The 23,844-nt window shown below is 63.4% G+C and carries 21 protein-coding genes; 6 read left to right on the top strand and 15 right to left on the bottom strand.

All coding sequences use genetic code 11. From position 1 onward, the window contains the following. Window positions 1-25 precede the first annotated feature (25 nt). A complete protein-coding gene (locus tag LVY71_RS04905; protein WP_235098639.1) occupies window positions 26-1,201 on the top strand; it encodes a substrate-binding domain-containing protein in 1,176 nt (391 codons plus the stop codon). Here LVY71_RS04905 and LVY71_RS04900 read toward each other — a convergent pair. The 7 genes from LVY71_RS04900 to LVY71_RS04870 all read right to left on the bottom strand — a co-directional run bounded on the left by LVY71_RS04900 (window position 1,198) and on the right by LVY71_RS04870 (window position 6,767). Beyond that, window positions 1,198-2,106 (bottom strand): cell envelope biogenesis protein TolA, encoded by a 909-nt coding sequence (locus LVY71_RS04900; RefSeq protein WP_235098637.1) that lies wholly within the window; start codon window positions 2,104-2,106, stop codon window positions 1,198-1,200. The genes LVY71_RS04905 and LVY71_RS04900 overlap by 4 nt on opposite strands. Before the next feature lie 156 nt (window positions 2,107-2,262). Beyond that, window positions 2,263-2,568 (bottom strand): copper-binding protein, encoded by a 306-nt coding sequence (locus tag LVY71_RS04895; RefSeq protein ID WP_235098634.1) that lies wholly within the window; start codon window positions 2,566-2,568, stop codon window positions 2,263-2,265. Between the two features lie 26 nt (window positions 2,569-2,594). After that, window positions 2,595-3,062, bottom strand: a complete 468-nt coding sequence (locus LVY71_RS04890) for a cupredoxin domain-containing protein (protein WP_235098632.1) — start codon at window positions 3,060-3,062, stop codon at window positions 2,595-2,597. A gap of 1 nt (window position 3,063) precedes the next feature. Continuing rightward, window positions 3,064-4,446, bottom strand: a complete 1,383-nt coding sequence (locus LVY71_RS04885; protein ID WP_235098631.1) for a multicopper oxidase family protein — start codon at window positions 4,444-4,446, stop codon at window positions 3,064-3,066. A gap of 14 nt (window positions 4,447-4,460) precedes the next feature. Beyond that, on the bottom strand, window positions 4,461-5,861 hold the full coding sequence (locus LVY71_RS04880) for a TolC family protein (RefSeq protein WP_235098629.1): 1,401 nt from the start codon (window positions 5,859-5,861) through the stop codon (window positions 4,461-4,463). 83 nt (window positions 5,862-5,944) lie between these two features. Beyond that, entirely contained in the window at window positions 5,945-6,178 is a 234-nt protein-coding gene (locus LVY71_RS04875; RefSeq protein WP_235098627.1) for a hypothetical protein, read from the bottom strand. Between the two features lie 118 nt (window positions 6,179-6,296). Continuing rightward, entirely contained in the window at window positions 6,297-6,767 is a 471-nt protein-coding gene (locus LVY71_RS04870; RefSeq protein WP_235098625.1) for a hypothetical protein, read from the bottom strand. Window positions 6,768-7,056: 289 nt separating this feature from the next. On the opposite strand from LVY71_RS04870, the gene LVY71_RS04865 reads away from it, so the two are divergent. Together LVY71_RS04865 and LVY71_RS04860 are read left to right on the top strand one after the other, a co-directional pair. Further along, the gene (locus tag LVY71_RS04865; RefSeq protein WP_235098623.1) at window positions 7,057-8,004 is read left to right on the top strand and encodes an AAA family ATPase; all 948 of its coding nucleotides are present in this window, start codon (window positions 7,057-7,059) and stop codon (window positions 8,002-8,004) included. A gap of 3 nt (window positions 8,005-8,007) precedes the next feature. Beyond that, window positions 8,008-9,387 carry a vWA domain-containing protein gene (locus LVY71_RS04860; RefSeq protein WP_235098621.1) on the top strand — a complete coding sequence of 460 codons (1,380 nt, stop codon included), beginning with the start codon at window positions 8,008-8,010 and terminating at the stop codon, window positions 9,385-9,387. Between the two features lie 2 nt (window positions 9,388-9,389). On the opposite strand, the gene LVY71_RS04855 is transcribed toward LVY71_RS04860, so the two are convergent. From LVY71_RS04855 to LVY71_RS04830, 6 genes are all read right to left on the bottom strand, one after another. Continuing rightward, window positions 9,390-10,487, bottom strand: a complete 1,098-nt coding sequence (locus tag LVY71_RS04855) for a calcium:cation antiporter (RefSeq protein WP_235098619.1) — start codon at window positions 10,485-10,487, stop codon at window positions 9,390-9,392. 32 nt (window positions 10,488-10,519) lie between these two features. After that, window positions 10,520-11,920 (bottom strand): NAD(P)(+) transhydrogenase (Re/Si-specific) subunit beta, encoded by a 1,401-nt coding sequence (locus LVY71_RS04850; RefSeq protein ID WP_235098617.1) that lies wholly within the window; start codon window positions 11,918-11,920, stop codon window positions 10,520-10,522. Between the two features lie 13 nt (window positions 11,921-11,933). Next, on the bottom strand, window positions 11,934-12,254 hold the full coding sequence (locus tag LVY71_RS04845; RefSeq protein WP_235098615.1) for a proton-translocating transhydrogenase family protein: 321 nt from the start codon (window positions 12,252-12,254) through the stop codon (window positions 11,934-11,936). An 11-nt stretch (window positions 12,255-12,265) separates the two neighbouring features. Continuing rightward, entirely contained in the window at window positions 12,266-13,393 is a 1,128-nt protein-coding gene (locus LVY71_RS04840) for a Re/Si-specific NAD(P)(+) transhydrogenase subunit alpha (protein ID WP_235098613.1), read from the bottom strand. A 73-nt stretch (window positions 13,394-13,466) separates the two neighbouring features. Beyond that, on the bottom strand, window positions 13,467-13,619 hold the full coding sequence (locus tag LVY71_RS04835) for an aa3-type cytochrome c oxidase subunit IV (protein ID WP_235098611.1): 153 nt from the start codon (window positions 13,617-13,619) through the stop codon (window positions 13,467-13,469). A 208-nt stretch (window positions 13,620-13,827) separates the two neighbouring features. Next, complete coding sequence (locus LVY71_RS04830; RefSeq protein ID WP_235098609.1) at window positions 13,828-15,696, bottom strand: M3 family oligoendopeptidase; 1,869 nt, start codon at window positions 15,694-15,696, stop codon at window positions 13,828-13,830. A gap of 163 nt (window positions 15,697-15,859) precedes the next feature. Between LVY71_RS04830 and LVY71_RS04825 the strand changes: the two genes are divergently transcribed. From LVY71_RS04825 to LVY71_RS04815, 3 genes are all read left to right on the top strand, one after another. Beyond that, window positions 15,860-17,368 (top strand): sigma-54-dependent transcriptional regulator, encoded by a 1,509-nt coding sequence (locus tag LVY71_RS04825; protein ID WP_235098607.1) that lies wholly within the window; start codon window positions 15,860-15,862, stop codon window positions 17,366-17,368. A gap of 331 nt (window positions 17,369-17,699) precedes the next feature. Further along, on the top strand, window positions 17,700-19,793 hold the full coding sequence (locus LVY71_RS04820) for a L,D-transpeptidase family protein (protein WP_235098605.1): 2,094 nt from the start codon (window positions 17,700-17,702) through the stop codon (window positions 19,791-19,793). 389 nt (window positions 19,794-20,182) lie between these two features. Further along, on the top strand, window positions 20,183-21,820 hold the full coding sequence (locus tag LVY71_RS04815) for a peptidoglycan L,D-endopeptidase MepK (protein WP_235098603.1): 1,638 nt from the start codon (window positions 20,183-20,185) through the stop codon (window positions 21,818-21,820). Between the two features lie 996 nt (window positions 21,821-22,816). Here the strand turns inward: LVY71_RS04815 and LVY71_RS04810 are convergent. Both LVY71_RS04810 and LVY71_RS04805 read right to left on the bottom strand, forming a co-directional pair. Then, window positions 22,817-23,089 (bottom strand): DUF2312 domain-containing protein, encoded by a 273-nt coding sequence (locus tag LVY71_RS04810; RefSeq protein WP_024574284.1) that lies wholly within the window; start codon window positions 23,087-23,089, stop codon window positions 22,817-22,819. 235 nt (window positions 23,090-23,324) lie between these two features. Further along, entirely contained in the window at window positions 23,325-23,627 is a 303-nt protein-coding gene (locus tag LVY71_RS04805) for a DUF1244 domain-containing protein (RefSeq protein ID WP_235098601.1), read from the bottom strand. Window positions 23,628-23,844 lie beyond the last annotated feature (217 nt).

The raw sequence follows: 23,844 nt of genomic DNA, 5'->3' as shown, positions 1-23,844 counted from the left end.
AAATCAATTTCATAAGAGGGTCACGATGCTGCACATCGAGATCGAGCCGGTCTGGCGCTTTCACAAGGAAGGCAGCCCGCAGACCGCAGTGGTCATGCTCGGAGTCCTCAACCGAATCCGCGAAACCGGAAAACTCACCAGCGCCGCGGAACATGCGCACCTGTCCTACCGGCACGTCTGGAATCTCGTCGAGCAATGGTCAGACTTCTTTGGCGTTCTGCTGGTGGAAACCCAGCGCGGCAAAGGGACCAGACTGACGGCGTTCGGCGAGAAACTGGTGTGGGCCGGGCAGCGCATGCAGGCGCGCCTCGGCCCGCAGCTTGAGAACCTTGCGCAGGAACTCGCGACCGAAATCAAACCGTTCCTGCATCAGCGCCCGTCGGTGATCCGCGTTCACGCCAGCCACGGCTTCGCGGTTTCAAAGCTGCGCGAGTTGCTCGACCGCGAGCCCGGCATCGGCGTCGACCTGCGCTATGTCAGCAACCAGAATTCACTGGTGTCGCTGGCGCAGGGCGCCTGCGATCTCTCCGGCGTCCACATCCCGCGCGGTGAACTGCGCGTGCAGGCCATCAAGGCGTGCCGCGACTGGCTCGATCCGCGCGAAGACCGCGTTATCAGTTTCGTGACCCGCGAAATGGGGCTGATGGTGAAGAAGGGCAATCCGCTCAACATCGGATCGCTGAAAGATCTCGTCGCCACCAAAGCCCGCTTCGTCAACCGCGACCACGATTCCGGCACCCGGACGTTGTTCGACCAGCTGCTCGCGCTCCATAAAATCGATGAAGCGAAAATCAGCGGCGCGCAGCAGATGGAATTCACCCACGCAGCGGTCGCGGCCTATGTCGCCAGCGGCATGGCGGACGCAGCATTCGGCGTCGAAGCAGCGGCCAGACAGTTCGGGCTCGATTTCGTGCGGCTGCTGACGGAGGATTATTTCTTCGTCTGCCGGAGAGCGTTTCTCGATACCGAGCCCATGCGGCGTGTGCTCGACATCATGAAGGGCCATGCCTTTCACGATGCGATCGCACAGCTTCCCGGCTATGTCGCGGCGAGCCCGGGCGCGGTGAGCACGGTCAGGGAATTTCTGGAAATCGTCGATGCCGGGACGACGGCAGAAGCCGGAGACACCCAAACCGGGCAGACAAGGCTGGCGACGGCGAAGCGCGTTGCGAAACGGAAAACCCGGAAACAAAAGGCCTAGTTGCGTTCCGGCAAGACGGCTTCAAACACCGATCGCGCCGCCGAGACCACGCCTTCAGCAACGGAGCGATCCTTCTCACGTGCGCGAAGGTCGAGCGGCCGCGACGGAATGTCCGCAGGCGGGGATAGCCGCGATGAATCATCCCCGCGCGCCTCGTCCACAGGCTTTGGGAATGGCGCGGGCGGCGTGATGATCGCAACTTCAGGCGGCGCCGGTGCGACGTTGACGGCGGGCGGCAGCGGCTGGACGGACGGCTGCGGCGCGGCTGGGGCATAGACCACGCTGTTGACTTTCGCGCGCTCGGGCTGCGGCTTCGCAGGCTCCTCGGCGCGGGCAGCTTCCGGCGCACGCGGCGTTTCGGACGAACGCGGATCGGAGGATTTGCGCAGCCGCTCGATCGCAGCCCGCGCCAGATCGTTGGCATCGCGCTCAGACCCACCATTCGCCTCGGCAGACGGCGACGCAACCGGCGCAGATTTCGCGACGGTCCGTTCACGGTCCCGCTTGTCGGAAGCAGCCTTCTCGCTGGCAAGCTTCTCGGCCGCGGCCTTTTCGGCAGCGGCTTTCTCGGCTGCAAGTTTTTCGGCAGCCCTCTTCGCGTTCTCCGCCCGATCGACAGCGGCCCGCTCCGCGGCGGCCTTTTCGGCGGCGAGCTTTTCCGCCTTGAGTCTGGCAGCCTCGGCTTTCGGGGTCTCTTTGAAGGCCTTATCGCCGGCCTCGTCAGCTTTCAGCGCTTGTGGTGCAGCATCCTTCGAGGTTTCCGCGGGGGCGGAGATTCCCGCCTTGGGCTTGTCAGCCTCCGGCTTGGAGTTGATGTAGTGCGTGACGATGTACGCCCCGACCACCGTCGCCACGATCGACGGGATCACCTCCAGAATATATTTCGACAGAAACTTCTTGATCATCGCTACTCCCCACGCGGCCATTGCTTGCGGGAACTTTAGGGCCGATTGAGGGATCAACTGCGACGGATCGGTGGCAGGCGGCGGAAAACCGGCGGGTCACGCCTTTGTCAGCAGTTTCAGGCGTTACCCAGACGCTTGGCCGCTGCCGCCGAACGGCTATTTCGCCTTCTCGATCCTGGTAACTGTGAGCTGGCCGTTAACCTTGTCGGCGTCGAACCTGACCTTGTCCCCGGCCTTCACCTGCTTGAGCATCTCGGGCGTTCCGGCCTTGAAGACCATGGTCATTCCTTCGTCCATATCGAGCTTTTTGATCGGACCATGTTTGAGGGTGATCTTTCCGGCGGCCTCGTCGATCTTGGTAACGGTTCCGGACACCGGCAGCGCCTGGGCATGGACCTGCGTCGGGACCATAGCGCCGGACAGCGCGATAATAAGGGACAGAGCGAGAATGAATTTCCGCATGTTTCTTCCTTTGGCTGCTAGGTAGATCATTTCACCACGACCGTGCCGGTCATGCCGTCCTCGCGATGACCGGCGATCAGGCATGAAAATTCAAACGTCCCCGCCTTGGTGAATTTCCAGACGATCTCACCGGATTTTTGCGGCGCGAGTTGAATGCCGTTCGGCTCGTCATGTTCCATGCCGGGATTTTTCCGCATCGCCTCGGCATGCTTGAGATTGGCTTCGGTCGTGGCCAGCAGAAATTCGTGATCTTCATGGCCGCCATTGCGCAGCACGAATCTCACCTGTTCGCCGCGCTTCACCTCGATTTTCATCGGCTGATAAAAGCGATCCCCCATCTCGATGACAATGTCGCGCGAAGGTTTTTTCGGATCGCCAGGCTCTCCGGCGGCGTAAGACGCGTGGCTTTCATGCGCCCGCGCACAGTTTAGCGAGATCGGCAGCAACAGTGCGGCCGCCGTCATGATAATGAGAGATTTTCGCAAAATGCGCATCTCAGTGCCCTTTGTGGTTCATGGAAGGTTTGATGACTTTCATGCCGGTTGCAGACTGCGCGGGTGGCGGCGACGCCGATTTCGCCGGCGAAGGAGCGGTGGCGCTCGCGACCTCGTAGGCCACCGTTCCGGCGGGATGCTGATAGGCGGGCGGATCGGCGTAGTCGTTGGCCGCCAATCCTTCGCGAACTTTCACGGTCGTGAACATGCCGCCCATTTCCAGCGGGCCGAACGGACCGAAGCCGGTCATCATCGGCAGCGTGTTGTCCGGCAGCGGCATTTCCATTTCGCCCATATCCGCCATGCCGGCAGTGCCCATCGGCATGTAGTCCGGCACCAGCTTGCGGACGGATTTCACCAGGTCGCTTTTTTTCGTCCCGACAAAGTTGCGGACGTTGTGGCCCATGGCGTTCATGGTGTGATGGCTCTTGTGGCAATGGAACGCCCAGTCGCCCGGTGCATCCGCGACGAACTCAACGGCGCGCATGCCGCCGACGGGCAGATCGACCGTGACTTCCGGCCAGCGCGCGCTTTCCGGAATCCAGCCGCCTTCGGTGCCCGTGACGGAGAAGACGTGACCGTGAAGATGCAGCGGATGATTGGTCATGGTGAGATTGCCCATCCGCACCCGCACGCGATCGCCGAGCCGCACCGGCATGGTGTCGATGCCGGGAAACACCCGGCTGTTCCAGGCCCACATGTTGAAGTCGGTCATCTCCGACACCTTTGGAAGGTACGAGCCGGGCTCGACGGCAAAGGCGCTGACCAGAAAAACAAAATCGCGGTCGACCGGCATGACCTTGCGGTCGCGCGGATGCACGACGAAAGAACCCATCATGCCCATCGCGACCTGAACCATCTCGTCGGAATGCGGGTGGTACATGAACGTCCCGCTCCGCTTCAGCACGAACTCGTAGACGAAGGTCTTGCCCGGCTTGATATGCGGCTGGGTCAGGCCGCCGACCCCGTCCATGCCGTTCGGCAGGATCATGCCGTGCCAGTGCACGGTGGTGTGCTCGGGCAACTTGTTGGTGACGAAGATGCGGACCTTGTCGCCTTCCACGGCTTCGATGGTGGGGCCCGGCGACTGGCCGTTGTAACCCCACAGATTGACGACCATGCCCGGCGCGAATTCGCGTTGCACCGGTTCGGCGACGAGATGGAATTCCTTCCAGTCGCCATTCATGCGCCACGGCAGTGTCCAGCCGTTCAGCGTCACCACGGGCTGGTAGTCGGGACCGCTGGCGGGAAACAGCGGCGGCTGCATCGTGGTGACTTTCGAAGTCGCCGCTTCAGGAATGCTTGCGGCCTGCACCCGTCCGCTGACGACACCCGCGCCCGCCAGCACCGCGGCCGACCCGAGAATTGCTCTGCGAGAGATCATCGCTCGTTCTCCATTCAATGCTGAGGTTGATCGGCGGATATGCCGGACAGCGATCGTGCGGTGTTGCCCCGGCCCGCGACGCCGCCGCCCATCACCGCCGTATTGAGATCGGTGGCGGCCAGCCAGAAATCACGTTTCGCTTCGATTGCCGCCGTGGTGGCGGCGATGCGCTGGCGCGCCTCCGCCAGCAGCGCGAACACGTCGATCAGCATGCCGTTGTAGCGAAGCAGCGTTTCGTCGGAGATGATCTTGCGCAGCGGCAACACCTCGCGCTGGTAGTGCGCCGCGATGTCGTAAGCCGACCGATAGCTGCGATAGGCGTCGCGCGCCTCGGAGCGGACATTGACCGCCCGCTCCGTCAGGCGGTTGACCGCCTGCATGTAGGTGGCCTCGGCTTCCCTGACGCGCACCTCACCGAAATCGAAAATCGGAATCTGCAGTTCGACATCGAAGCCCCGCTCACGGATTTTCTCTCCCGTCGCCTTGTCTTTAATGTCCTTCGCGGCAAATCCCGCATCAAGGATGTTGATAAAGCGCGTCGCCTGCGTCAGCCCGTAAGCCTTCGCAAGTGCATCGAGTTCGATCCGTCCGATCTGCAAATCAACATGACGCCGAACCGCTTCCGCCTCGATGCCGGGCAGCGACTGCGGCCGCGAGGGCAGCGGCGGCAATGCGCCAGCCGTCTTGAATCCAAGGTCATCACCCCACAGGCCCATGGCGCGGATCAGCGCTTCCCGCTCGCTGTCGGCGCGCTGCCGCGTTGTGGCGAGTTGCGCCGTGATGTCCGCGTAGAATACCTGCTCCCGCGCCTGATCCAGTTTGTTCATCCCGCCGCTCTCGCCCAAGCGAGTAGCGAGCTTGGCCGCGGTCTCGGCGCCGGTCTGGGCCTGCGCCAGAAAGCCGGCCAGTTCGCGTGCGGCGACGGCGCGGTAGTAAGCGCGCCGCGTGTCCGCTGCGATGCGCAGCGTTTCACTCAAAGCCACGATCTGCGCCTGCCGGAAGCGCGCGGCGGCGATTTCCGAGCGAACCGGCAGGGTCGCCAGCGCCAGCACATTGGCGATGATCTTGCGCTCGACCTCGATTTCCACGGAGCCTGCAATCCGCGTCAGCGAAAGCGACGGATTCGGCGGCAGGCTTCCCTCCACCGCCCGTGCCTCCGCGATGGCGAGTTCGTTGTAGGCGGCCTGCAGTCCGCGATTATTGAGAAGCGCGATCTGGACCGCTGCATCCGCCGACAATGGTCTGGACAGCAGGCGCACCGTCGCAGCGCGGGCGAACACGGTGTCCTCCGGCGTGCGCAGCGCGACCGCCTCCTTGCCGAGGTCCTGCGAGACCGTGGCCGTGACAACGCCCATCCCGCCGTCCGGCGAGAACGACGCGCAGCCCGATAGCAGGACGGCACTTGCCGCGGCCATCCATCGCCCGAGACGACGGGCATGACTCTGGGCCGTCGGCCCAAAAGGAATGAAGGTCCTGAAATCCGGAATTGGCATCGCGCCTACTCGCTGGATTTCGGAGCGGGGGTCACCTGCTCGTTCTGCTTCTGCCACGCCGAGGGCGCCACCGGCCGCTGGCGTGTATAATTGCCGATCGCGGAGCGATAGTCGGCGCGCGGCGTCCGCGCGCCCGGATCGGACGGATCGGGCGCTGGCGAAGCCGAAGGCTGTGCGGCGCAGCCTGCGAGGGCCAGCATGGCCGTGAGCAGGAATGGCGTTTTGAATCGTCGTGGCACGCGTACCGCCACCGTCGAACCTACGGCAGCACGCCTCGCCGGATTTTGCGCGAGCATCATATCCTCGAATGTCGAACGGTTTCGGAGGCGCGCAGCTACTCGGCCGCGACGCCGGCGATCACAGCGACAGGAGGACGATGGGCGGGCGGTAAAGGCGATCAGGCGCCTCGCCGGGAATGCCGGCATCGGAGAATGCAATCACCGACAGGTGATGCATTGTCCGCGGCGCGAGTTCGAACAGGCTGGCGGGAAGCGCGCTGACGCACATCACGCCGCAACAGGCCGGCACGGTCGACTTGCCGCCGGAGTGAGTCATGCCGCCGTGGTCGTTCAGGCCGCTGTCGTCGGCGACGGCCACGGAGCCGTGATCATGACCCTGATGAGCATCGCCGTGGTGAGCGTGGCCCTGACCTTCGCCATGCCGATGCACAACGGGCTCGGCCTGCACCGCGCCGGTCAGACAATGCGGCACGGCGGCGGTGTTGCTGAAAGCAAAACCCGCGACCGGGAAAACAACGCAAAAGGCATACAGCGCGATGAGCATGCGCGCGGCCTTCAATCGTGTCGCTCTGGTCAGTCGTGTCAGCATATGAAAATTTCAACGACCGTCTGTCCAACGGCCTCCCTGGCGCAAAATACCCGCCGGCCACAGCATGCGCAAGGCAACGGCACGTTCATTATTTGCGCAGACGGACGCGGCCCTGCCTTATTTCGCACAGCGGGTCCGCAGGCGGAGGCTGGCGCGGACGCATAGCGGGCGCGATATGGACGAATGCCTCAGAGCATCGTAGCAAGATACCGGTTTGCCGGCGTCTGTGCCGCTCCGGAACCGGCGGCATTCTCTGGCCGGCCAGCCAAGCCTTTTGGAGTTTACGATCGTGACCGAACATCAGCCGACAGCTTCCATTGACGCGGTCGAACAAGGCCTGGCGTCGGCGGGCTACATCGCCAATCGCCAGATCGCGACCGCGGTCTATCTGGCGGAGCGGATCGAAAAGCCCATCCTGGTGGAAGGGCCGGCCGGCGTCGGCAAGACCGAACTCGCCAAGGCGATCGCGGCATGGCGCGGTCTCAAGCTGATCCGCCTGCAATGCTACGAAGGCCTCGACGAAGCCAAAGCGCTGTACGAGTGGAAGTACGCCAAGCAGCTGCTCTACACCCAGATCCTGAAGGACAAGCTCGGCGAAGTGCTCGGCGACGCAGAGACGCTTCCGGCGGCGCTCAACAAGCTGCATGATTTCGGCGACGTGTTTTTCTCCAAGGAATTCGTCGAGCCGCGGCCGCTGCTGCAAGCGCTCGAACAGCCGAAGGGCTGCGTGCTGCTGATCGACGAGATCGACAAGTCGGACGCCGAATTCGAATCGCTTTTGCTGGAAATCCTGTCCGACTTTCAGGTCACGCTGCCCGAACTCGGCACCATCTCGGCGATTGCGCCGCCGACGGTGATCCTGACCTCCAACAGCGAGCGCGATCTCGGCGACGCGCTGAAGCGGCGCTGCCTGCATCTGCACATCGGCTTCCCCGAACAGAAGCTGGAGGAGCGCATCGTCGAGAGCCGCGTGCCGGGCATTTCGCAATCGCTGCGGCGGCAGGTCGTCAGCTTCATCAATGACGTGCGCACGCTCGACCTGAAGAAACTGCCGTCGGTCTCCGAGGCGATCGACTGGGCGCGCGTGCTCGTGCTGTTGCAAGCCAGCGAGCTGGATCAGCAGATGGTCAAGGACACGCTCAACGTCCTGCTGAAATACGAAGCCGACATCGAGACCACGATGCCGCAAGTCACCACCTTCATCGGCAAGACCCGCCGCGAGAATGTGTTCGGATAATTGATGCGAGAAAATCTGCATCGATTCTTTCGGGCGGCCCGCGGGGCCGGGGTGCGGATTTCGCCCTCCGAAAGCATCGACGCCATGCGAGCGGTCGCCGATATCGGCTTTGCCGACCGGGACGTGCTGCGCGACACCTTCCTCCTGACGCTGGCCAAATCGGAGGACGACAAACGATCGCTTGCCGAGTGTTTCGATCTGTTCTTCCAGCAGCCTGAAATCCAGGCTCCCGCGACGCAGGACAATCAGCCCCAGGAGCCGGAAACACAGCCTGAAGACAACGGCGATGCCCAGCCGCCCTCCGGCGACGGCGCGGCCGGTGCGCCATCCGGCCTCGGCCCCCTCGCCCAGATGCTCATGTCACAGGACCGCAATGCCCTCGCCGCCGCGATCGCCAATGCCGCGGAGGCCGCGCAGCTTTCCGAGATCCGGTTTTTCACCCAGCGCGGCATCTATTCGAGCCGGTTGCTCGAACAGCTCGGCATCGCCCAACTGCGAGACGATCTGGATACGTTGACCGCGACCAATCCGGCGCTGGCCGAACGGCTCGCGGCCGCCACCGAGGCTTTGCGCGACACCGTCCGCGACACGGTCTCGCAGGCGCTGCTGCTTTATGGCCGCGAAGAAAGCGAGAACCTGCGCAACGAAGTGCTGCGCAACGCGCCGATGTCGCAACTCGACCATCGGCAGATCGAACAGATGCGCGCGCTGATCCGACAGATCGCCCGGCGGCTGCGCGAGCGTTATAGCAAGCCGCGCAAGCGCCAGCGCCGAGGCCATCTCGACGTGCGCCGCACGATCCGGCGCAACGCCGCGTGGGGCGGCGTGCCGTTTCTCACCACCTGGAAGCGCCGCCACCGCGACAAGCCGCGGATCATCGCGATCTGCGACGTCAGCGGATCGGTCGCGCGGGTCTCGGACTTCTTCCTGCTGCTGATCTACAGCCTGCACGAGGTGGTCTCGGACGTGCGCTCCTTCGCATTCTCCAGTCATCTCATCGAAGTCAGCGACATTCTCGACGGGAAGGACGCCAACGAAGCCATGAAAGAGATCATGGCCAAGGTCGGCTTCGGCTCGTCCGACTACGGCAAATCCCTCGCCGATTTCGAGAAGCTTGCGCTGAGCGCGGTGACGCCGCAGACCACCGTAATCGTGCTCGGCGACGCACGGACCAACAATCTCGATCCGCGCGCCGACATCCTGCGCCGTATCTCGGAGCGCTCCAAGCGGCTGGTCTGGCTCAATCCCGAAGGCCGCATGGCGTGGGGCTGGGGCGATTCCGAGATGCCGCGCTATGCCACCTTTTGCAGCGCCGTGCGCCAGTGCTCCACCGCCAAGCAGCTCGAGCGCGCCATCACCGATATTGTCGCGGCGTATCAATAGAATTAAGGCACCAGCACAAAGAAAATATAGACCGCGAAGATCACCAGATGCACGAGGCCGAACAGGACATTGGTCCGGCCTGTGGCGAAGGTCATCATGCTGACCAGCAGCGTCATCGCCAGCAGCACCATGTCGCGGGGATCGAGCCCGAGAACGAGCTTCTCCTTGAGCACAAAGGCTGCGACGGCGACGACGGGCACGGTCAGGCCGATGGTCGCGAGCGAGGAGCCGAGCGCGAGGTTGATACTCTTCTGCAGGTCGTTCTTGCGCGCAGCGGCCAGCGCCGCCACGCTTTCCGGCATCAGGATCAGCAGCGCGACCACAACGCCTGCAAAGGCCGGCGGCGCGCCGATGGCGGCCGCACCCGCATCCACCACGAGCGAGAATTTCTTGGCCAGCAGGACCACGGCGACCAGCGAAACCAGCAACAGCAACGTGCTGATGATCATGACGCCACTGGACGCCACCGCATGATCGGCACCCTCATCGTCGCTTTCCACAATGAAATAGTCGCGATGCAGCACGGTCTGGGTGTAGACGAACACGCAGTACAGCAGCAGCGTCGTGATGCCGATGAAGATGAGCTGGCTTGACGCGAAAAAGGGCCCGGGCGTGGTCAGCGTATAGTTCGGAAGCACCAGCGTGATTGTCGAGATCACGATCAGAACACAGAGATAGACCTTCACGCCGGTGATCTGAAACTCCTGCTCCCGGAAGCGCACGCCGCCGGCCAGGATAGCCCAGCCGATCAGGCCATTGCAGACGATCATCACCACCGCGAACACCGTATCGCGCGCGAGCGTCGGCACGGCCTTCTCGCCCAGCATGATGCTGGCGATCATCGCGACCTCGATGATCGTCACCGAGAGCGTCAGAACCAGCGTGCCGTAGGGCTCTCCGATCCGGTGCGCGATCACCTCGGCGTGGTGAACGGCCGCAAACACGGTCCCGAACAGGACGACCAGCAGAACAACTGCGAAGATATAACCGCCGGCGGAATGGCTGAAGCCGATACCCGGAATTGAGGTTGCCGCGAAAAGCAAAACGGCCAGCAAGGGAAAGACCCATGCTGACCGTGGAACATGTACATGTGCGCTCATGCGCGCACAGTAGGCGGAACGGGTCCGCGAGGCTACATCGCCTTGACGATGTTTTCCGTCATCTTCTTGGCGTCGCCCAGCAGCATCATCGTGTTGTCACGATAGAACAGCGGGTTGTCGACGCCGGCATAGCCCGAGGCCAGCGAACGCTTGATGAACATCACGGTGCCCGCCTTCCAGACCTGCAGCACCGGCATGCCGTAGATCGGCGACTTCGGATCTTCTTCCGCCGCCGGATTGGTCACGTCATTGGCGCCGATCACGAAGGCGACGTCGGCCTGCGCGAATTCCGAGTTGATGTCCTCGAGTTCGAACACCTCGTCGTAGGGCACGTTGGCTTCGGCCAGCAGCACGTTCATATGGCCGGGCATGCGGCCCGCGACCGGATGAATCGCGTACTTCACCTCGACGCCTTCCTTCTTCAGCGTGTCCGCCATCTCTCTCAAGGCGTGTTGTGCCTGCGCCACCGCCATGCCGTAGCCCGGCACGATGATGACCTTCTGCGCGTTCTTCATGATAAAGGCCGCATCGTCCGCAGATCCCAGCTTGACCGGTTTGACTTCGCCGGTGCCTGCCGCGGCAGGACCACCGCTGTCGCCGCCGAAACCGCCGAGGATGACCGAGATGAAGGAGCGGTTCATCGCATGGCACATGATGTAGGACAGGATCGCGCCCGACGAGCCGACCAACGCGCCGGTGATGATCAGCGCCGAATTGCCCAGCGTGAAGCCGATGCCCGCCGCCGCCCAGCCGGAGTAGGAGTTCAGCATCGAGATCACGACCGGCATGTCCGCGCCGCCGATCGGGATAATCAGCAGGGCACCCAGCACCAGCGCGATGATGGTGATCATCCAGAAGTCGAACGAACTCTGGGAGACCACAAGGCCGTAGATGAAGAACACCAGCGCCAGCGCCAACACGATATTGATGATGTGGCGTGCCGGCAGAATGATCGGCGCGCCGCTCATGCGGCCGGAGAGCTTCAGGAACGCGATCACCGAGCCGGTGAAGGTCAGCGCGCCGATGGCGACGCCGAGCGACATTTCGATCAGGCTTGAGGCGTGGATGCTGCCGCGCGCACCGATGTCGAAGGCGGCGGGCGCGTAGAAGGCACCGGCCGCCACCAGCACTGCGGCCATGCCGACCAGCGAGTGGAAGGCCGCGACCAGTTCCGGCATCGAGGTCATCGGCACGCGGCGGGCGATCACAGCGCCGATGCCGCCGCCGATGGCGATGCCGAGGATCACAAGGATCCAGCCGGTCGGGCTGGTCGGCGGATGCGCCGCCAGTGTGGTGGCGATGGCGATGGCCATGCCGATCATGCCGAAGAAGTTGCCCTGGCGGGATGACGCCGGGCTCGACAGACCGCGCAGCGAGAGAATGAAAAGGACGCCAGCGACCAGGTAGAGAAGCGCTGCGAGATTCGCGTTCATGTGCCCTGCCCCGTCACTTCTGCTTCTTCTTGTACATCGCCAGCATGCGCTGGGTGACAAGGAAACCGCCAAAAATATTGATGCACGCAAAGATGAGCGCGACAAAACCGAAACCGCGCGCCCAGATCGGGCCGTTGTCGTCACCGACCAGCGCAACCCCGGTCGCCAACAGCGCGCCGACCACGATGACCGACGAAATGGCGTTGGTGACAGACATCAGCGGCGTATGCAGCGCGGGGGTCACCGACCACACAACGAAATAGCCGACGAAAACCGCGAGAACGAAAATCGACAACCGGAACACAAACGGGTCGACAGCCTCAATTCCATGCATGTCGGCTCTCCTTATGCTTTCGGCTGAAAATTCGGATGGATCACGGCGCCGTCCTTGGTCAGCGCGGTCGCCTTCACCAGTTCGTCGTCCCACTTCACGGCGAGCGACTTGGCGGCCTTGTCGTAAAGCGTCTCGATGAATGACAGGAGGTTGCGGGCATAGAGGCTCGAGGCCGATGCTGCGACCTTGCCGGCAAGGTTGGTGTAGCCGACGATCTTCACGCCGCCCACGTCCGCCACTTCATTGGCCTTCGCGCCCTCGACGTTGCCGCCGCGCTCGACCGCAAGATCGACCAGCACGGAGCCGGGCTTCATCGACTTCACCATCTCGGCGGTGACGAGCTTCGGCGCGGGGCGGCCGGGGATCAGCGCTGTAGTGATGACGATGTCCTGCTTCTTGATGTGTTCTGCCGTGAGCGCGGCCTGCTTGGCCTGATACTCTTTCGACATTTCCTTGGCGTAGCCGCCGGCGGTCTGCGCGTTCTTAAATTCCTCGTCCTCGACGGCGAGGAACTTGGCGCCGAGACTTTCGACCTGCTCCTTGGTGGCGGGGCGCACGTCGGTCGCGGTCACCACAGCGCCGAGGCGGCGCGCGGTGGCAATCGCCTGCAATCCGGCAACGCCGACGCCCATCACGAAGACCTTCGCAGCGGGTACGGTGCCGGCCGCCGTCATCATCATCGGAAAGGCGCGGCCGAAGGCTTCAGCGGATTCGATCACCGCGCGATAGCCCGCGAGGTTGGCCTGCGACGACAGCACGTCCATCACCTGCGCGCGGGTGATGCGCGGCATCAGTTCCATGGCGAAGGCCGACACGCCGGCATCGGCCATCACCTTCAGCGCGGCGTCGTTGCCATAGGGGTCCATGATCGCGATGACCAGCGCGCCCTTTTTATACGCGCCGAGTTCAGAGGCTTCCGGACGCTTCACCTTGATGACGATGTCGGCATCCTTCACCGCATCGGCACTGACGACAGCGCCCGCGGCTTCATAATCCGCATCCAGCAGACCGGACTTGATGCCGGCGCCCGGCTCGATGGCGACATCGATGCCCAGCGCCTTGAACTTTTTCACTGTGTCGGGGGTCGCCGCAACGCGCGGCTCCGCCGCATCGACTTCCTTGGCAATCGCAATTTTCATGACGCCTCCCGCAGCCGTTCGGCCGCGCATGACTTAACCACCGGCAATTCTGCCGGTGAACAACCAAATTCGATCAGAGAAGAAAAAACGCCATCAAGGCGAGGATGACCACGACCGAAATCGTGCCCCACTTTGTCAGCAGCAAGAAGCCTTCGTAGGTCTGCTCATGCGCCGGATAGTCCATGCCATCCGCCGTGGTGTAAGCGACTTCATTATGCTCAGCCATCGTCCCCTCCAAAATCCGGCTCAAGTACCGTTCACAAGGTAGCGCGAATTAGCCCAAATGCGGTGCAAGGGCAACGCCCGCCGCTTTTCTGACCACGGATTAAACCGTTCTCATGGAAGCCATGCAACGCTTTGCCGACGGGATTTTCACGATGCGGAACGGAGCGGCTGCTTAAATCCCGGGCTTTCAACCCTGCCCCCGTTGTCCGCTACCCCATCGCCTCGAGTTCGGCGATCAGGTTCTCGATCACCGACAGGCCGCCGTCCCAGAATTTGGGGTCCTTGGCGTCCAACCCGAACGGCTGGAGCAATTCGGAATAGTGCTTGGTGCCGCCGGCCGAGAGCATGGCGAGGTAGCGTTCCGCAAACCCGTCCGAGGCATTCTCGTAGACCGCGTAGAGCGAGTTCACGAGGCAGTCGCCGAACGCATAGGCGTAGACATAGAACGGCGAATGAATGAAGTGCGGGATGTACATCCAGTAGGTCTCGTAACCCGGCTTGATCTCGATCGCCGGCCCGAGACTCTCGCTCTGCACGCTGAGCCAGATTTCGCCGATCCGCTCGGCGGTGAGTTCACCGTTGCGGCGTTCGGTGTGGATCGCGCGCTCGAAGGAATAGAACGCGATCTGCCGCACCACGGTGTTGATCATGTCCTCGACCTTGCCCGCCAGCAGCGCCTGACGCTGTTTCGCGTTTTTGGTCTGGGCCAGCAGCCGCTTGAAGGTCAGCATCTCGCCGAACACGCTGGCGGTTTCCGCCAGCGTCAGCGGCGTCGGCGCCATCAGCGCTCCGTTTTTCGCAGCCAGCACCTGATGCACGCCGTGACCGAGTTCGTGAGCCAGCGTCATCACGTCGCGCGGCTTGCCCTGATAATTCATCAGCACATAGGGATGCGCCGACGGCGTGGTCGGATGCGAGAACGCGCCCGGCGCCTTGCCGGGACGCACCGGCGCATCGATCCAGCGGTCGGTGAAGAAGCGCTCCGCGATGCTCGCCATCTGCGGCGAGAACTCGCCATAGGCTTTCAGGATGGTGCTTTTGGCGTCGCTCCAGGGAATCTGGCCGGTCGCGGCAAAGGGCAACGGCGCATTGCGGTCCCAGTAGGCGAGCGTCTTCTTTTTGAACCAGCGCGCCTTCATCTTGTAATATCTGTGAGACAGCCGCGGATAGGCCGCGCGCACCGACGCCACCAGCGCGTCGACCACTTCGCGCTCGACCCGGTTCGCGAGATGCCGTGAGTCCGCGATGTCCTGAAAGCCGCGCCAGCGGTCGGAGATTTCCTTGTCCTTGGCCAGCGTGTTGGTGATCAGCGCGAAGGTGCGCTCGTTGGCCTTGAAGGTTTTTGCCAGCGCCTGCGCCGCTGCCTTGCGCTTTTCCGGCGCGCGATCCTGCAACAGCGTCAGCGTCGGTTCGATGGCAAGCTCCTTGCCGCCGACCTTGAAACGCAGGGCCGAGATGGTCTGGTCGAACTGCCTGTTCCAGGCGGCGTAGCCGCTGACGGATTTCTCGTGGAACAGTTGCTCGACGCGATCCTCGAGCTGGTAAGGCTTGTCCTTGCGCAGATCCTCGAGCCACGGCCGATAATAATTGAGCGCCGGCGCTTCCATTGCGCGCTCGATCGCACCGTCATCGACGCGGTTGAGTTCGAGCGCGAAGAACAGCAAGTGAGTCGATGCCGCGGTGATGCGCTCGGAGACGTCGCCGTAGAATTTCGAGATTGCAGCGTCGACGGTGTTGCCGGCATGGGCGAGACCCGCAAACGATGCCAGCCGCCCAGCGAGATCATCGATCGCTTCATAGCTCCTGATCGCCTCGGCCAGCCACTCGCCGCCATGGGGCATCGCCACCTGTTCCGCGATTTTGCCCTTGTAGGCCGTCTCGAATGCCGCGCAGTCGGCATCGAGCTTGTCGAGATCGCGGGCCACTTCCGGCGCATCGATCGCCGGATAAAGATCGGCGAGATTCCACTCGGGCAATTTGCCGACAGCACCTGACGCCGGCTTGCGGGCGGATTTTGCCTTCGCGGCAGGTTTGGACTTTGCGGATTTGCGGAGAGCGGAAGATGAACGCGAGGCCATGCTTTTCAACCTGTAATGACGTTTCGGACCGGCGTGATTGACGCGGCATTATCCACAGAACGCGAACCTGATCTCAACCCTTAAGAGGTCGTTAATCGGCTTCGGCGAGAGTGCCCCGATTCGAGACATGTTGTTGAGATAGTCCAGAGTTGCGGGGAATGCCATGGTTGCGACCATTCTGATTGCCGATGACGACGCCGTTCAGCGCCGTCTGGTCGAGAACATGGTGCAGCGCTGCGGTTACGAGGCCGTGACGGTCGACAGCGGCGACGCCGCCCTCGCCCACCTGATCGATCCCGATACGAAACCCGTCGACGCCTTGGTGCTCGATCTCGTCATGCCCGGCCTCGACGGCATGGGCGTGCTGGAAAAAATCCGCGACCTCGGCCTCGATCTGCCGGTGATCGTGCAGACCGCCCACGGCGGCATCGACAATGTGGTGTCCGCGATGCGCGCCGGAGCGCAGGATTTCGTGGTGAAGCCGGTCGGCATCGAACGCCTGCAGGTTTCGCTGCGCAACGCCCTCAACGCCAGCGCGCTGAAAGGCGAACTCCAGCGCATCCGCCACCGCCGCGAGGGCAAGCTCACCTTCGCCGACATCGTCACCCGCTCCGAGGCGATGAATCATGTCATCGCCATGGGCAGGAAGGCCGCAGCATCCGCCATCCCGGTGCTGATCGAAGGCGAATCCGGCGTCGGCAAGGAGCTGATCGCCCGCGCCATCCACGGTTCCAGCGAGCGCAGCGCCAAGCCGTTCATCACCGTCAATTGCGGCGCGATTCCCGACAACCTCGTGGAGTCGCTGCTGTTCGGCCACGAGAAGGGCGCGTTCACCGGCGCCACCGAACGCCATGCCGGTAAATTCGTCGAAGCCAATGGCGGCACGCTGTTTCTCGACGAGATCAGCGAGTTGCCGCTGGCCGCGCAGGTGAAACTGCTGCGCGCCCTGCAACAGGGCGAGGTCGAAGCCGTCGGCGGCCGCAAACCGGTCAAGGTCGACGTGCGGATCGTATCCGCGACCAACCGCAATCTGCTGAACCAGGTAAAGGCCGGCGCATTCCGCGAGGATTTGTTTTACCGCCTGCATGTGCTGCCGCTGACGATTCCGCCGCTCCGCGCCCGCCGCGAGGACATTCCGCATCTGGTGCGGCATTTCATGGCGCGCATCGCCGCCGAGGAAAACCGGCCCGCCACGTCGGTCAGCGGCGAAGCCATGGCGATGCTCAGTCAGATGAACTGGCCGGGAAATGTCCGCCAGCTTGAGAACGCGGTCTATCGCGCCGTGGTGATGAGCGACGGCGGCCAGCTCGGGCCGCAGGATTTTCCGCAGACGGGAGCAGTCCTGCCGGATTCGGATCCGGTGGGGGTCGAGCCGGTGATGCTCGAAAACCCGGTGCCTCAGGCCAGAATGGTTTCAGGTATTGAAATACCTATCGCGCCCGTCGCCGCCCCGGCCAGAGTTGCGTCCGCCTACGGCACTCTTGCGATGCTCGGCGAGGACGGCGAGGTCCGGCCGCTTGAGGACATGGAGGCGGAAACCATCCGCTTCGCCATCGCCCACTACCGCGGCCAGATGTCCGAGGTGGCGCGGCGATTGAAGATCGGCCGCTCGACCCTCTATCGCAAACTGGATGAAGCCGCCGGTGCTGAACCATCCGACCCGGCGCGCTAAAATCGAATCACTTCTGCATGGAACGAACACGCGGCTTTTTCGCTTCTCTTGTTGAACCGTTGCGGCCCGGTGACAGACATAGGAAAAGCGCGCGGCAATGCGCGCAAACCGTTGCAAGAAATGCTGATTTGAAGTCATTTCTTTTGCAATGACTTCGAGTTGATCCGGCGGCGTCTGGCCGCTTCAGGCCGGCGCGTGTACCGTCTCGCCGTATTTTAGTGCGGGATTGCGTAGCAGACTCCGATCGAGCCGGCGGTTTTGCTTCAGGTTCTGGCGGATACCATCATGAGCTGTTCCATGCCGGGGCAGTTTCACCCAAGGGGGTGCGAGAATGCGCGACTTTTCGACCGGCCACCGCAAGGGCCCAACAGGCTTCGACCGGGTCCTGATGGCCGTGACGGCCACTTTCCTCTCTCTCGCTGCGACGTCCGCCATCGCCCAGAGCACGGCGAAGAGCCCCGCGGATCTGGCCATTGATGCCGCCATCCCGCTTCCCGAACCCGCCAACGTGCCGCCGCCGACCGTCAACGACTTCAAGCCCGATGCGGCGAAGCCTGACACCGCCGCTGCCGTCACGCCTGCACCTGCGAAAAAAGACGAAGCCGCCGCACCGGCTACCACCGCAACCGTTCCTCCGGCCGCGACTGCAACCGCGCCGGCTGCAACAACTCCGCCGGCTGCCGCTGCTGCCGAGCCTCCGAAAACCGAACCCGCGAAAGCCGCTCCTGCCGTCGCAGCCGCCGATCAGCCGGTCGCCGACAAGCTGCGCGATCTGATCGCCACCAAGGGCGCGCGCTATTTCGACCGCAAGAACGAACGCACCGCCGTCGAGAATTTCTACAAGGACCGCAACTACGCGCCGCTCTGGAGCGACGCGGGCGCCGTGACGGCGCGCGCCAAGAGCGTGATCGCGCGCCTGAAGGATGCGGGCAGCGAAGGTCTCAACCCCACCGACTATCCGATCCCCGACTTCTCCGCTTCGGCCGGGCCGGATGCGCAGGCCGAGGCCGAATTGCGCCTGACGGAAAGCCTGCTCGACTACGCGCGCCACGCCCAGAGCGGCCGCATGCACTGGTCACGGGTGAGCGCGGATATTTCCTATCCCGAGCATCCGGTCGATCCCGTCGAGGTCCTCGTCAATATCTCGACCGCCAAGGATGCGTCCGCGGCGCTCGACAGCTACAACCCGCCGCACAAGGGCTATCAGGCGCTGAAGGCCAAGCTCGCGGCATTGCGCGGCGTGACCGAAGACACCTCCAAGCAGATCGCCGAAGGCGACGCGCTGAAGTTCGTCAAGCCGACCAAGAAGAACCCGAACCCGGCCGTCGCGGAAGATCCGCGCGTGCCCGCGCTGCGCGCCAAGCTCAACATCACCGAGCACGCCGACGACACGCATTACGATGCCAAGGTCGCCGACGCGGTGCGCAAGTTCCAGGCGAACAACGATCTCAAGGCGACCGGCATTCTGGACAACGCCACCGTGCGTGCGCTGAACGGCCCCAAGAGCGACCGTCAGATCGACATCGTGCGCGCCAACATGGAACGCTGGCGCTGGCTGCCGCGCGAACTGGGCGCGAAGGCGCTCGGCGATGCCTACGTGATCCTGAACATTCCGGACTACACGCTCAAGCTGATGCACAACGGCAAGCAGGCCTGGACCACGCGCGTCGTGGTCGGCAAGCCTGGCAAGCACGCAACGCCGGAACTGACGGAGACGATGAAGTTCATCACCGTCAACCCAACGTGGAACGTGCCGCCGTCCATCATCTACAACGAATATCTGCCGGCCCTGCAGCAGGACCCGACCGTGCTCGACCGCATGGGCCTGAAGCTGGCGCGCGCCGCTGACGGCAGCGTGCGCATCTCGCAGCCGCCGGGCGAAGCCAATGCGCTTGGCCGCATCCGATTCAACTTCCCGAACAAGTTCCTGGTCTATCAGCACGACACGCCGGACAAGCATCTGTTCGCCAAGGAAGAGCGGGCCTTCAGCCACGGCTGCATGCGCGTGCAGAATCCGGATCAGTACGCCGCGAACCTGCTCAGCATCGCGCTGCCGAAGGAAGGCTACACGCCGGAGAAGATCAAAAGCCTGTACGGCCGCAGCGAACTCAACATCAACTTCCCGACGCCGATCCCGGTCAACATCACCTATCAGACCGCATTCGTTGACGATGCCGGCAAGCTGGAGTTCCGCAAGGACATCTATGGCCGCGACGCCAGGATCATCGCGATGCTCAAGGGCAGCGAGGGCAAGGACATGGAGACCGTGGTGTCCCATGCCCAGCCGAACTACGTGCGTCCGACCAACGTCAACATTCCGGGCGACAGCTACGCCAGCAACGGCCCGAGCTTCTTCGAACGGCTGTTCGGCGCCCCGACACCGCCGCCAGCGGCGGTTCGCGGGCAGCGCCGGGTCATTCGCTGAGGCTCGTTGACGGCCTGAACACCCGGGAACACCGGTTTTCCCCGGCTCGCAGCTTGAAAGGCCCCGCTCTGCGGGGCTTTTTCATTAACCATCGCCCCGAAAGCATTCGTAAACCATTCCGTCCCGGATCGGCCTACCGGCCCTTTTTTGCCATACTCCGGGGGGCATACTGGCGGTTCACAGGCCTGTGACCGGGCCGGTGAGTTCCAGTTGGCGATCGAAGACTTGGGAAGCTTGATTAAGAGGACATTACCTAAAGAGCTTAGAGCGGGTAAATCTCGATTAACTCTCAGCCTTTAGACAACGTTCATCCTCTCCCGTTGCGTGGGGTAGCGGGGGATCATCAAAACCAACAGACGCAAGTCGAACTGCGTCGAGCGGGATTCTGAGTGGCGGGCGGCTTTCCACGCAGCACTGGGCTTGAATGGCTTTCGCGCACCGGTGTGCGCGTCGGTCTCGCCTCGTTGCTTCTGATCGTGACCAATGCCCGCTCCGTCCATAACGCCACCGCCGATGGCGACACCCGCACCCTCACCTTCCACCACACCCATTCCGACGAAGACCTCACCGTCACCTTCAAGCGCAACGGCCGCTACGACGAGGCGGCGCTGAAGAAACTCAATTATTTCCTCCGCGACTGGCGCAGCCAGGACCAGACCACGATGGACCGCCGGCTGTTCGACATCGTCTGGGAAGTCTACCGCGACGTCGACGGCAAACAGCCGATCAAGATCATCTCCGCCTATCGCTCGCCCGCCACCAACGCCATGCTTCGCCGCCGCTCCTCGGGCGTGGCGCGCCACAGCCAGCACATGCAGGGCCACGCGATGGATTTCTTCATCCCCGGCGTGCCGCTCGAACAGATTCGCTTCGCCGGACTGCGCCTGCAGCGCGGCGGCGTCGGTTTCTACCCCACCTCCGGATCGCCGTTTGTGCATCTCGACGTCGGCAGCATCCGCCACTGGCCACGCATGACCCACGATCAGCTTGCGCGCGTGTTCCCCGACGGACGCACCGTGCACGTACCGTCCGACGGCAAGCCGCTGAAGGGCTACGAGCTGGCGCTGGCCGATATCCAGCGCCGCGGCAATGGCGAGGACGTCGCGGCCCCGTCGAAGTCGAAGACCTTCCTGGCCTCGCTGTTCGGCCGCAAGTCGGCGGATGACGAGGAAGAGGCCGGCAACGACAGCGTCGCCGCCGGCGGCAAGGTCAAGCAGGTGGCCATCGCTGCGGCCGATAAGGCCAGGGACGCCGCGCAGGCGACGGTCGCAGCCGCAGAGAAGGTCCTTGAACGCGTGCCGTTGCCGCGCGCCAAGCCTCCCGGCGCCGCGAGCTATCAGGTCGCCTCGGCGGATTCCCGGACGGTTGCGCTCGCCAAGCCGCAGCCGGCGCTCAAGCCGATACCCACCGACGAATATACCCCGCAATCGCCGGTCGACATCATCAACGCGCGCGGCTTCTGGGATAGCGAGCCCGCCCCGAAACCCTCCACGCAGGCCCAGATCGCCGCCCTCAAGGCCCGCGGCGCCGTCTCCGCCGCCGATCCGCAATCCACGGCCAGCCTGCCGCAGAACGTCTCCCAGGCGCTCGCCTACGCGCCATCGCCCGCTCCGCTCGAACGCGCCCAGATCGTCGCTGCCAGCGCGCCGATCCCGCGCGGTTCGCGCATCGCCTCGCTCGCTCCGATGTCCGGCGGGGACGTCAACACGGCCGAAGCCGCGATCGCCAAGACCCGGAAGGGCGCGACGGCCGCCGTGGTTCGCACCAAGACAACCGACCAGAGCCACAGCATCTGGATGCGCGCGATGATTCTCGCGCCGAGCGCCAGCACGTCGCTGTCGGCTTCGATCCTCGGCGATCAGGACATGACGGTGATGCGCGTTCATTTCGCCAAGCCGAATGCTGCGGTGGCGATGACGTTCTCCGAAGATCCGCAGATGGGCATCGTCTGCGAGAAATTCACCGGCTCGGCGATCACGACGCTGACGACGACGCCGTTCGCGATGCGCACCGCCTCGCTGCGCTGACGGCCTTCCCACGAACCGTGCCTTGGGCGCAGCGCATCGCGCCAGTCGTGCGCGGCCGAGCCGGGGCCAGGACGCATTCCGATCCGTGACGGTCCCGGTTCTGCGAGACAGCGCGGCGCGCTGCATCGCGCCCGGGACACCCGCGATGCAGGTTTGAGCACTCGTCATTCCGGGACGCGTCTTCCTAGACGCGGGCCCGGATGCTTGAACCTGTCATTCCGGGATGCGCGTTCTGCACGCGCAGGCCCGGAATCCAGTCCTCTTGTTAAGGCTTGGTCCGCGGTGGTGGATTCCGGGCTCGCTCGCGAAGGCGCTCGCGCCCCGGAATGACGGCAATAATATCGAGCGAGCACCGAAACATTTCGTGATGGGGATACCAATCCCCGCCCTTCAAACCTCTCTTAAGTTCGACCCGTCCTGCTCGTGAGGGGCGCTTTCTAGAGGCGTCTTGAAGGCGGAGCAGGATGCGGCGCCTGCGCGATGTGGATTCGCACCCACACGTCCGGGAGGCCGGGGATCACCGTCCGGGCCAACTACGTGGCTCTGCCTTCGATGGCTGGACGCGGACAGGATGAAGGCGGGCGAAAGCCTGCCGGATCGGAGGCGCGATACGCGCTCGTCCTGTCCCGGAAGCACGGTCCCCCGGACACAAATCGCCGCGAATGGAGCGCCGCAAGGCGATGCGCTTCCGGAGAAATACCGCCTCGCAAGCGGATGCCGGAAGCGAGACAAGACAAGGTGCGCCTCGCGGCGCTCCATGCCCCTCCCTTTTTAAGGGGCGCGAACGAGGCAGGCCCCGCGCGCGCATGTGAGGGGGAAACTACAAGCTCACCTCGCGCGATGCGCGAGAGCAATTGCGCGTGCGTGAATGAACGTGGCTGTTTGAAAATTGAATCGGGAACGAGAGGTGACCCACTCTGTCGCAACCCCACAGTTGTCGTCCCCGCGCAGGAACCACGTTGTGGAGGGCGCGAGGCGTTTTACCGCCGCCGCAACTCAGAGCATCCCGAGCGCCTGCATGTAGGTTTCCAGGATGGTTTCCTGTTCCTGGCGCTCGTCAGCGTCCTGCTTGCGCATGCGGATGATCGTGCGCAGCGCCTTGACGTCGAAACCGTTGCCCTTGGCTTCGCCGTAGACGTCCTTGATGTCGTCGCTGATGGCTTTCTTCTCTTCCTCGAGCTTCTCGATACGCTCGATGATGGCCTTGAGCTGCCCCTTCGCGAATGAGTGCGCGGTGTCGTCGTTGTCTTTCTCGGCAGGCATAGCCATCGGAGATACTCCTGAACTCGGTATGGGGCTTGAAGGGGCGTGCGCGGCACGTCATTTGCGAGGCACACTCAAGAGTGCTGCCTGCTGCGTCAAGGCAGCGGCAGGGGTCATCCACAGTGACCCACAGAAGAAAGACATCTCGCGGAGAAAGCGCGGATTTATCTTGCCTTTGGTAGCCGGAAGACAACGGCGAACCGCTTCGCGGGCGGCGCTGCGCGCCTCGCGGAGGAACCTGTCAGTGGCCCGTGTTGCTTTTCTTGAACGCCGCCTGCTGGTCCGGCGTCGCCTCACTCTGATATGTCGCCTTCCAGGTCTCATAAGGCATGCCATAGACCGCCTCGCGGCTGTCGTCCTTGGTGAGCGCCACGCTCTTCTCGTCGGCCGCGTCCTTCAGCCAGTTCGACAGGCAATTGCGGCAGAAGCCGGCGAGATTCATCAGATCGATGTTCTGCACGTCGGTCCGTTCGCGCAAATGCGCGACCAGGCGGCGAAAGACCGCCGCTTCCAATTCCGTCCGGGTCTTGTCGTCGATGGCCATGGTCACTTTTCCATTTGATAGGCTGTGGCCTCTAACATGGGATCACGCCGCATCGTTTTCCATATCGTGAAAAAAGCCGGCCCGCGACGCCGCGATCCCGGCGACCGGGCTATTAACGCCTCTGTGAGGTTTGGCGAAACCATCAAGCGCCTCTATACTGCGCACGACCCGATCCGATGGACACGGGTTTTTCACTTTTGCCCATCATATTCAATGT

This window comes from Bradyrhizobium sp. G127 (assembly GCF_021502575.1).
Lineage (GTDB): Bacteria > Pseudomonadota > Alphaproteobacteria > Rhizobiales > Xanthobacteraceae > Afipia.
Note: the sequence above shows the minus strand (reverse complement) of the source record. Positions and strands in the feature narration are given on the sequence as shown.

Excerpts from the sequence above, each read along its gene's own strand:
- LVY71_RS04905 (WP_235098639.1), top strand. The coding sequence starts at position 26 with ATGCTGCACATCGAGATCGAGCCGGTCTGGCGCTTTCACAAGGAAGGC.
- LVY71_RS04900 (WP_235098637.1), bottom strand. The coding sequence starts at position 2,106 with ATGATCAAGAAGTTTCTGTCGAAATATATTCTGGAGGTGATCCCGTCG.
- LVY71_RS04895 (WP_235098634.1), bottom strand. The coding sequence starts at position 2,568 with ATGCGGAAATTCATTCTCGCTCTGTCCCTTATTATCGCGCTGTCCGGC.
- LVY71_RS04890 (WP_235098632.1), bottom strand. The coding sequence starts at position 3,062 with ATGCGCATTTTGCGAAAATCTCTCATTATCATGACGGCGGCCGCACTG.
- LVY71_RS04885 (WP_235098631.1), bottom strand. The coding sequence starts at position 4,446 with ATGATCTCTCGCAGAGCAATTCTCGGGTCGGCCGCGGTGCTGGCGGGC.
- LVY71_RS04880 (WP_235098629.1), bottom strand. The coding sequence starts at position 5,861 with ATGGCCGCGGCAAGTGCCGTCCTGCTATCGGGCTGCGCGTCGTTCTCG.
- LVY71_RS04870 (WP_235098625.1), bottom strand. The coding sequence starts at position 6,767 with ATGCTGACACGACTGACCAGAGCGACACGATTGAAGGCCGCGCGCATG.
- LVY71_RS04860 (WP_235098621.1), top strand. The coding sequence starts at position 8,008 with ATGCGAGAAAATCTGCATCGATTCTTTCGGGCGGCCCGCGGGGCCGGG.
- LVY71_RS04855 (WP_235098619.1), bottom strand. The coding sequence starts at position 10,487 with ATGAGCGCACATGTACATGTTCCACGGTCAGCATGGGTCTTTCCCTTG.
- LVY71_RS04850 (WP_235098617.1), bottom strand. The coding sequence starts at position 11,920 with ATGAACGCGAATCTCGCAGCGCTTCTCTACCTGGTCGCTGGCGTCCTT.
- LVY71_RS04845 (WP_235098615.1), bottom strand. The coding sequence starts at position 12,254 with ATGCATGGAATTGAGGCTGTCGACCCGTTTGTGTTCCGGTTGTCGATT.
- LVY71_RS04840 (WP_235098613.1), bottom strand. The coding sequence starts at position 13,393 with ATGAAAATTGCGATTGCCAAGGAAGTCGATGCGGCGGAGCCGCGCGTT.
- LVY71_RS04835 (WP_235098611.1), bottom strand. The coding sequence starts at position 13,619 with ATGGCTGAGCATAATGAAGTCGCTTACACCACGGCGGATGGCATGGAC.
- LVY71_RS04830 (WP_235098609.1), bottom strand. The coding sequence starts at position 15,696 with ATGGCCTCGCGTTCATCTTCCGCTCTCCGCAAATCCGCAAAGTCCAAA.
- LVY71_RS04825 (WP_235098607.1), top strand. The coding sequence starts at position 15,860 with ATGGTTGCGACCATTCTGATTGCCGATGACGACGCCGTTCAGCGCCGT.
- LVY71_RS04820 (WP_235098605.1), top strand. The coding sequence starts at position 17,700 with ATGCGCGACTTTTCGACCGGCCACCGCAAGGGCCCAACAGGCTTCGAC.
- LVY71_RS04810 (WP_024574284.1), bottom strand. The coding sequence starts at position 23,089 with ATGGCTATGCCTGCCGAGAAAGACAACGACGACACCGCGCACTCATTC.
- LVY71_RS04805 (WP_235098601.1), bottom strand. The coding sequence starts at position 23,627 with ATGGCCATCGACGACAAGACCCGGACGGAATTGGAAGCGGCGGTCTTT.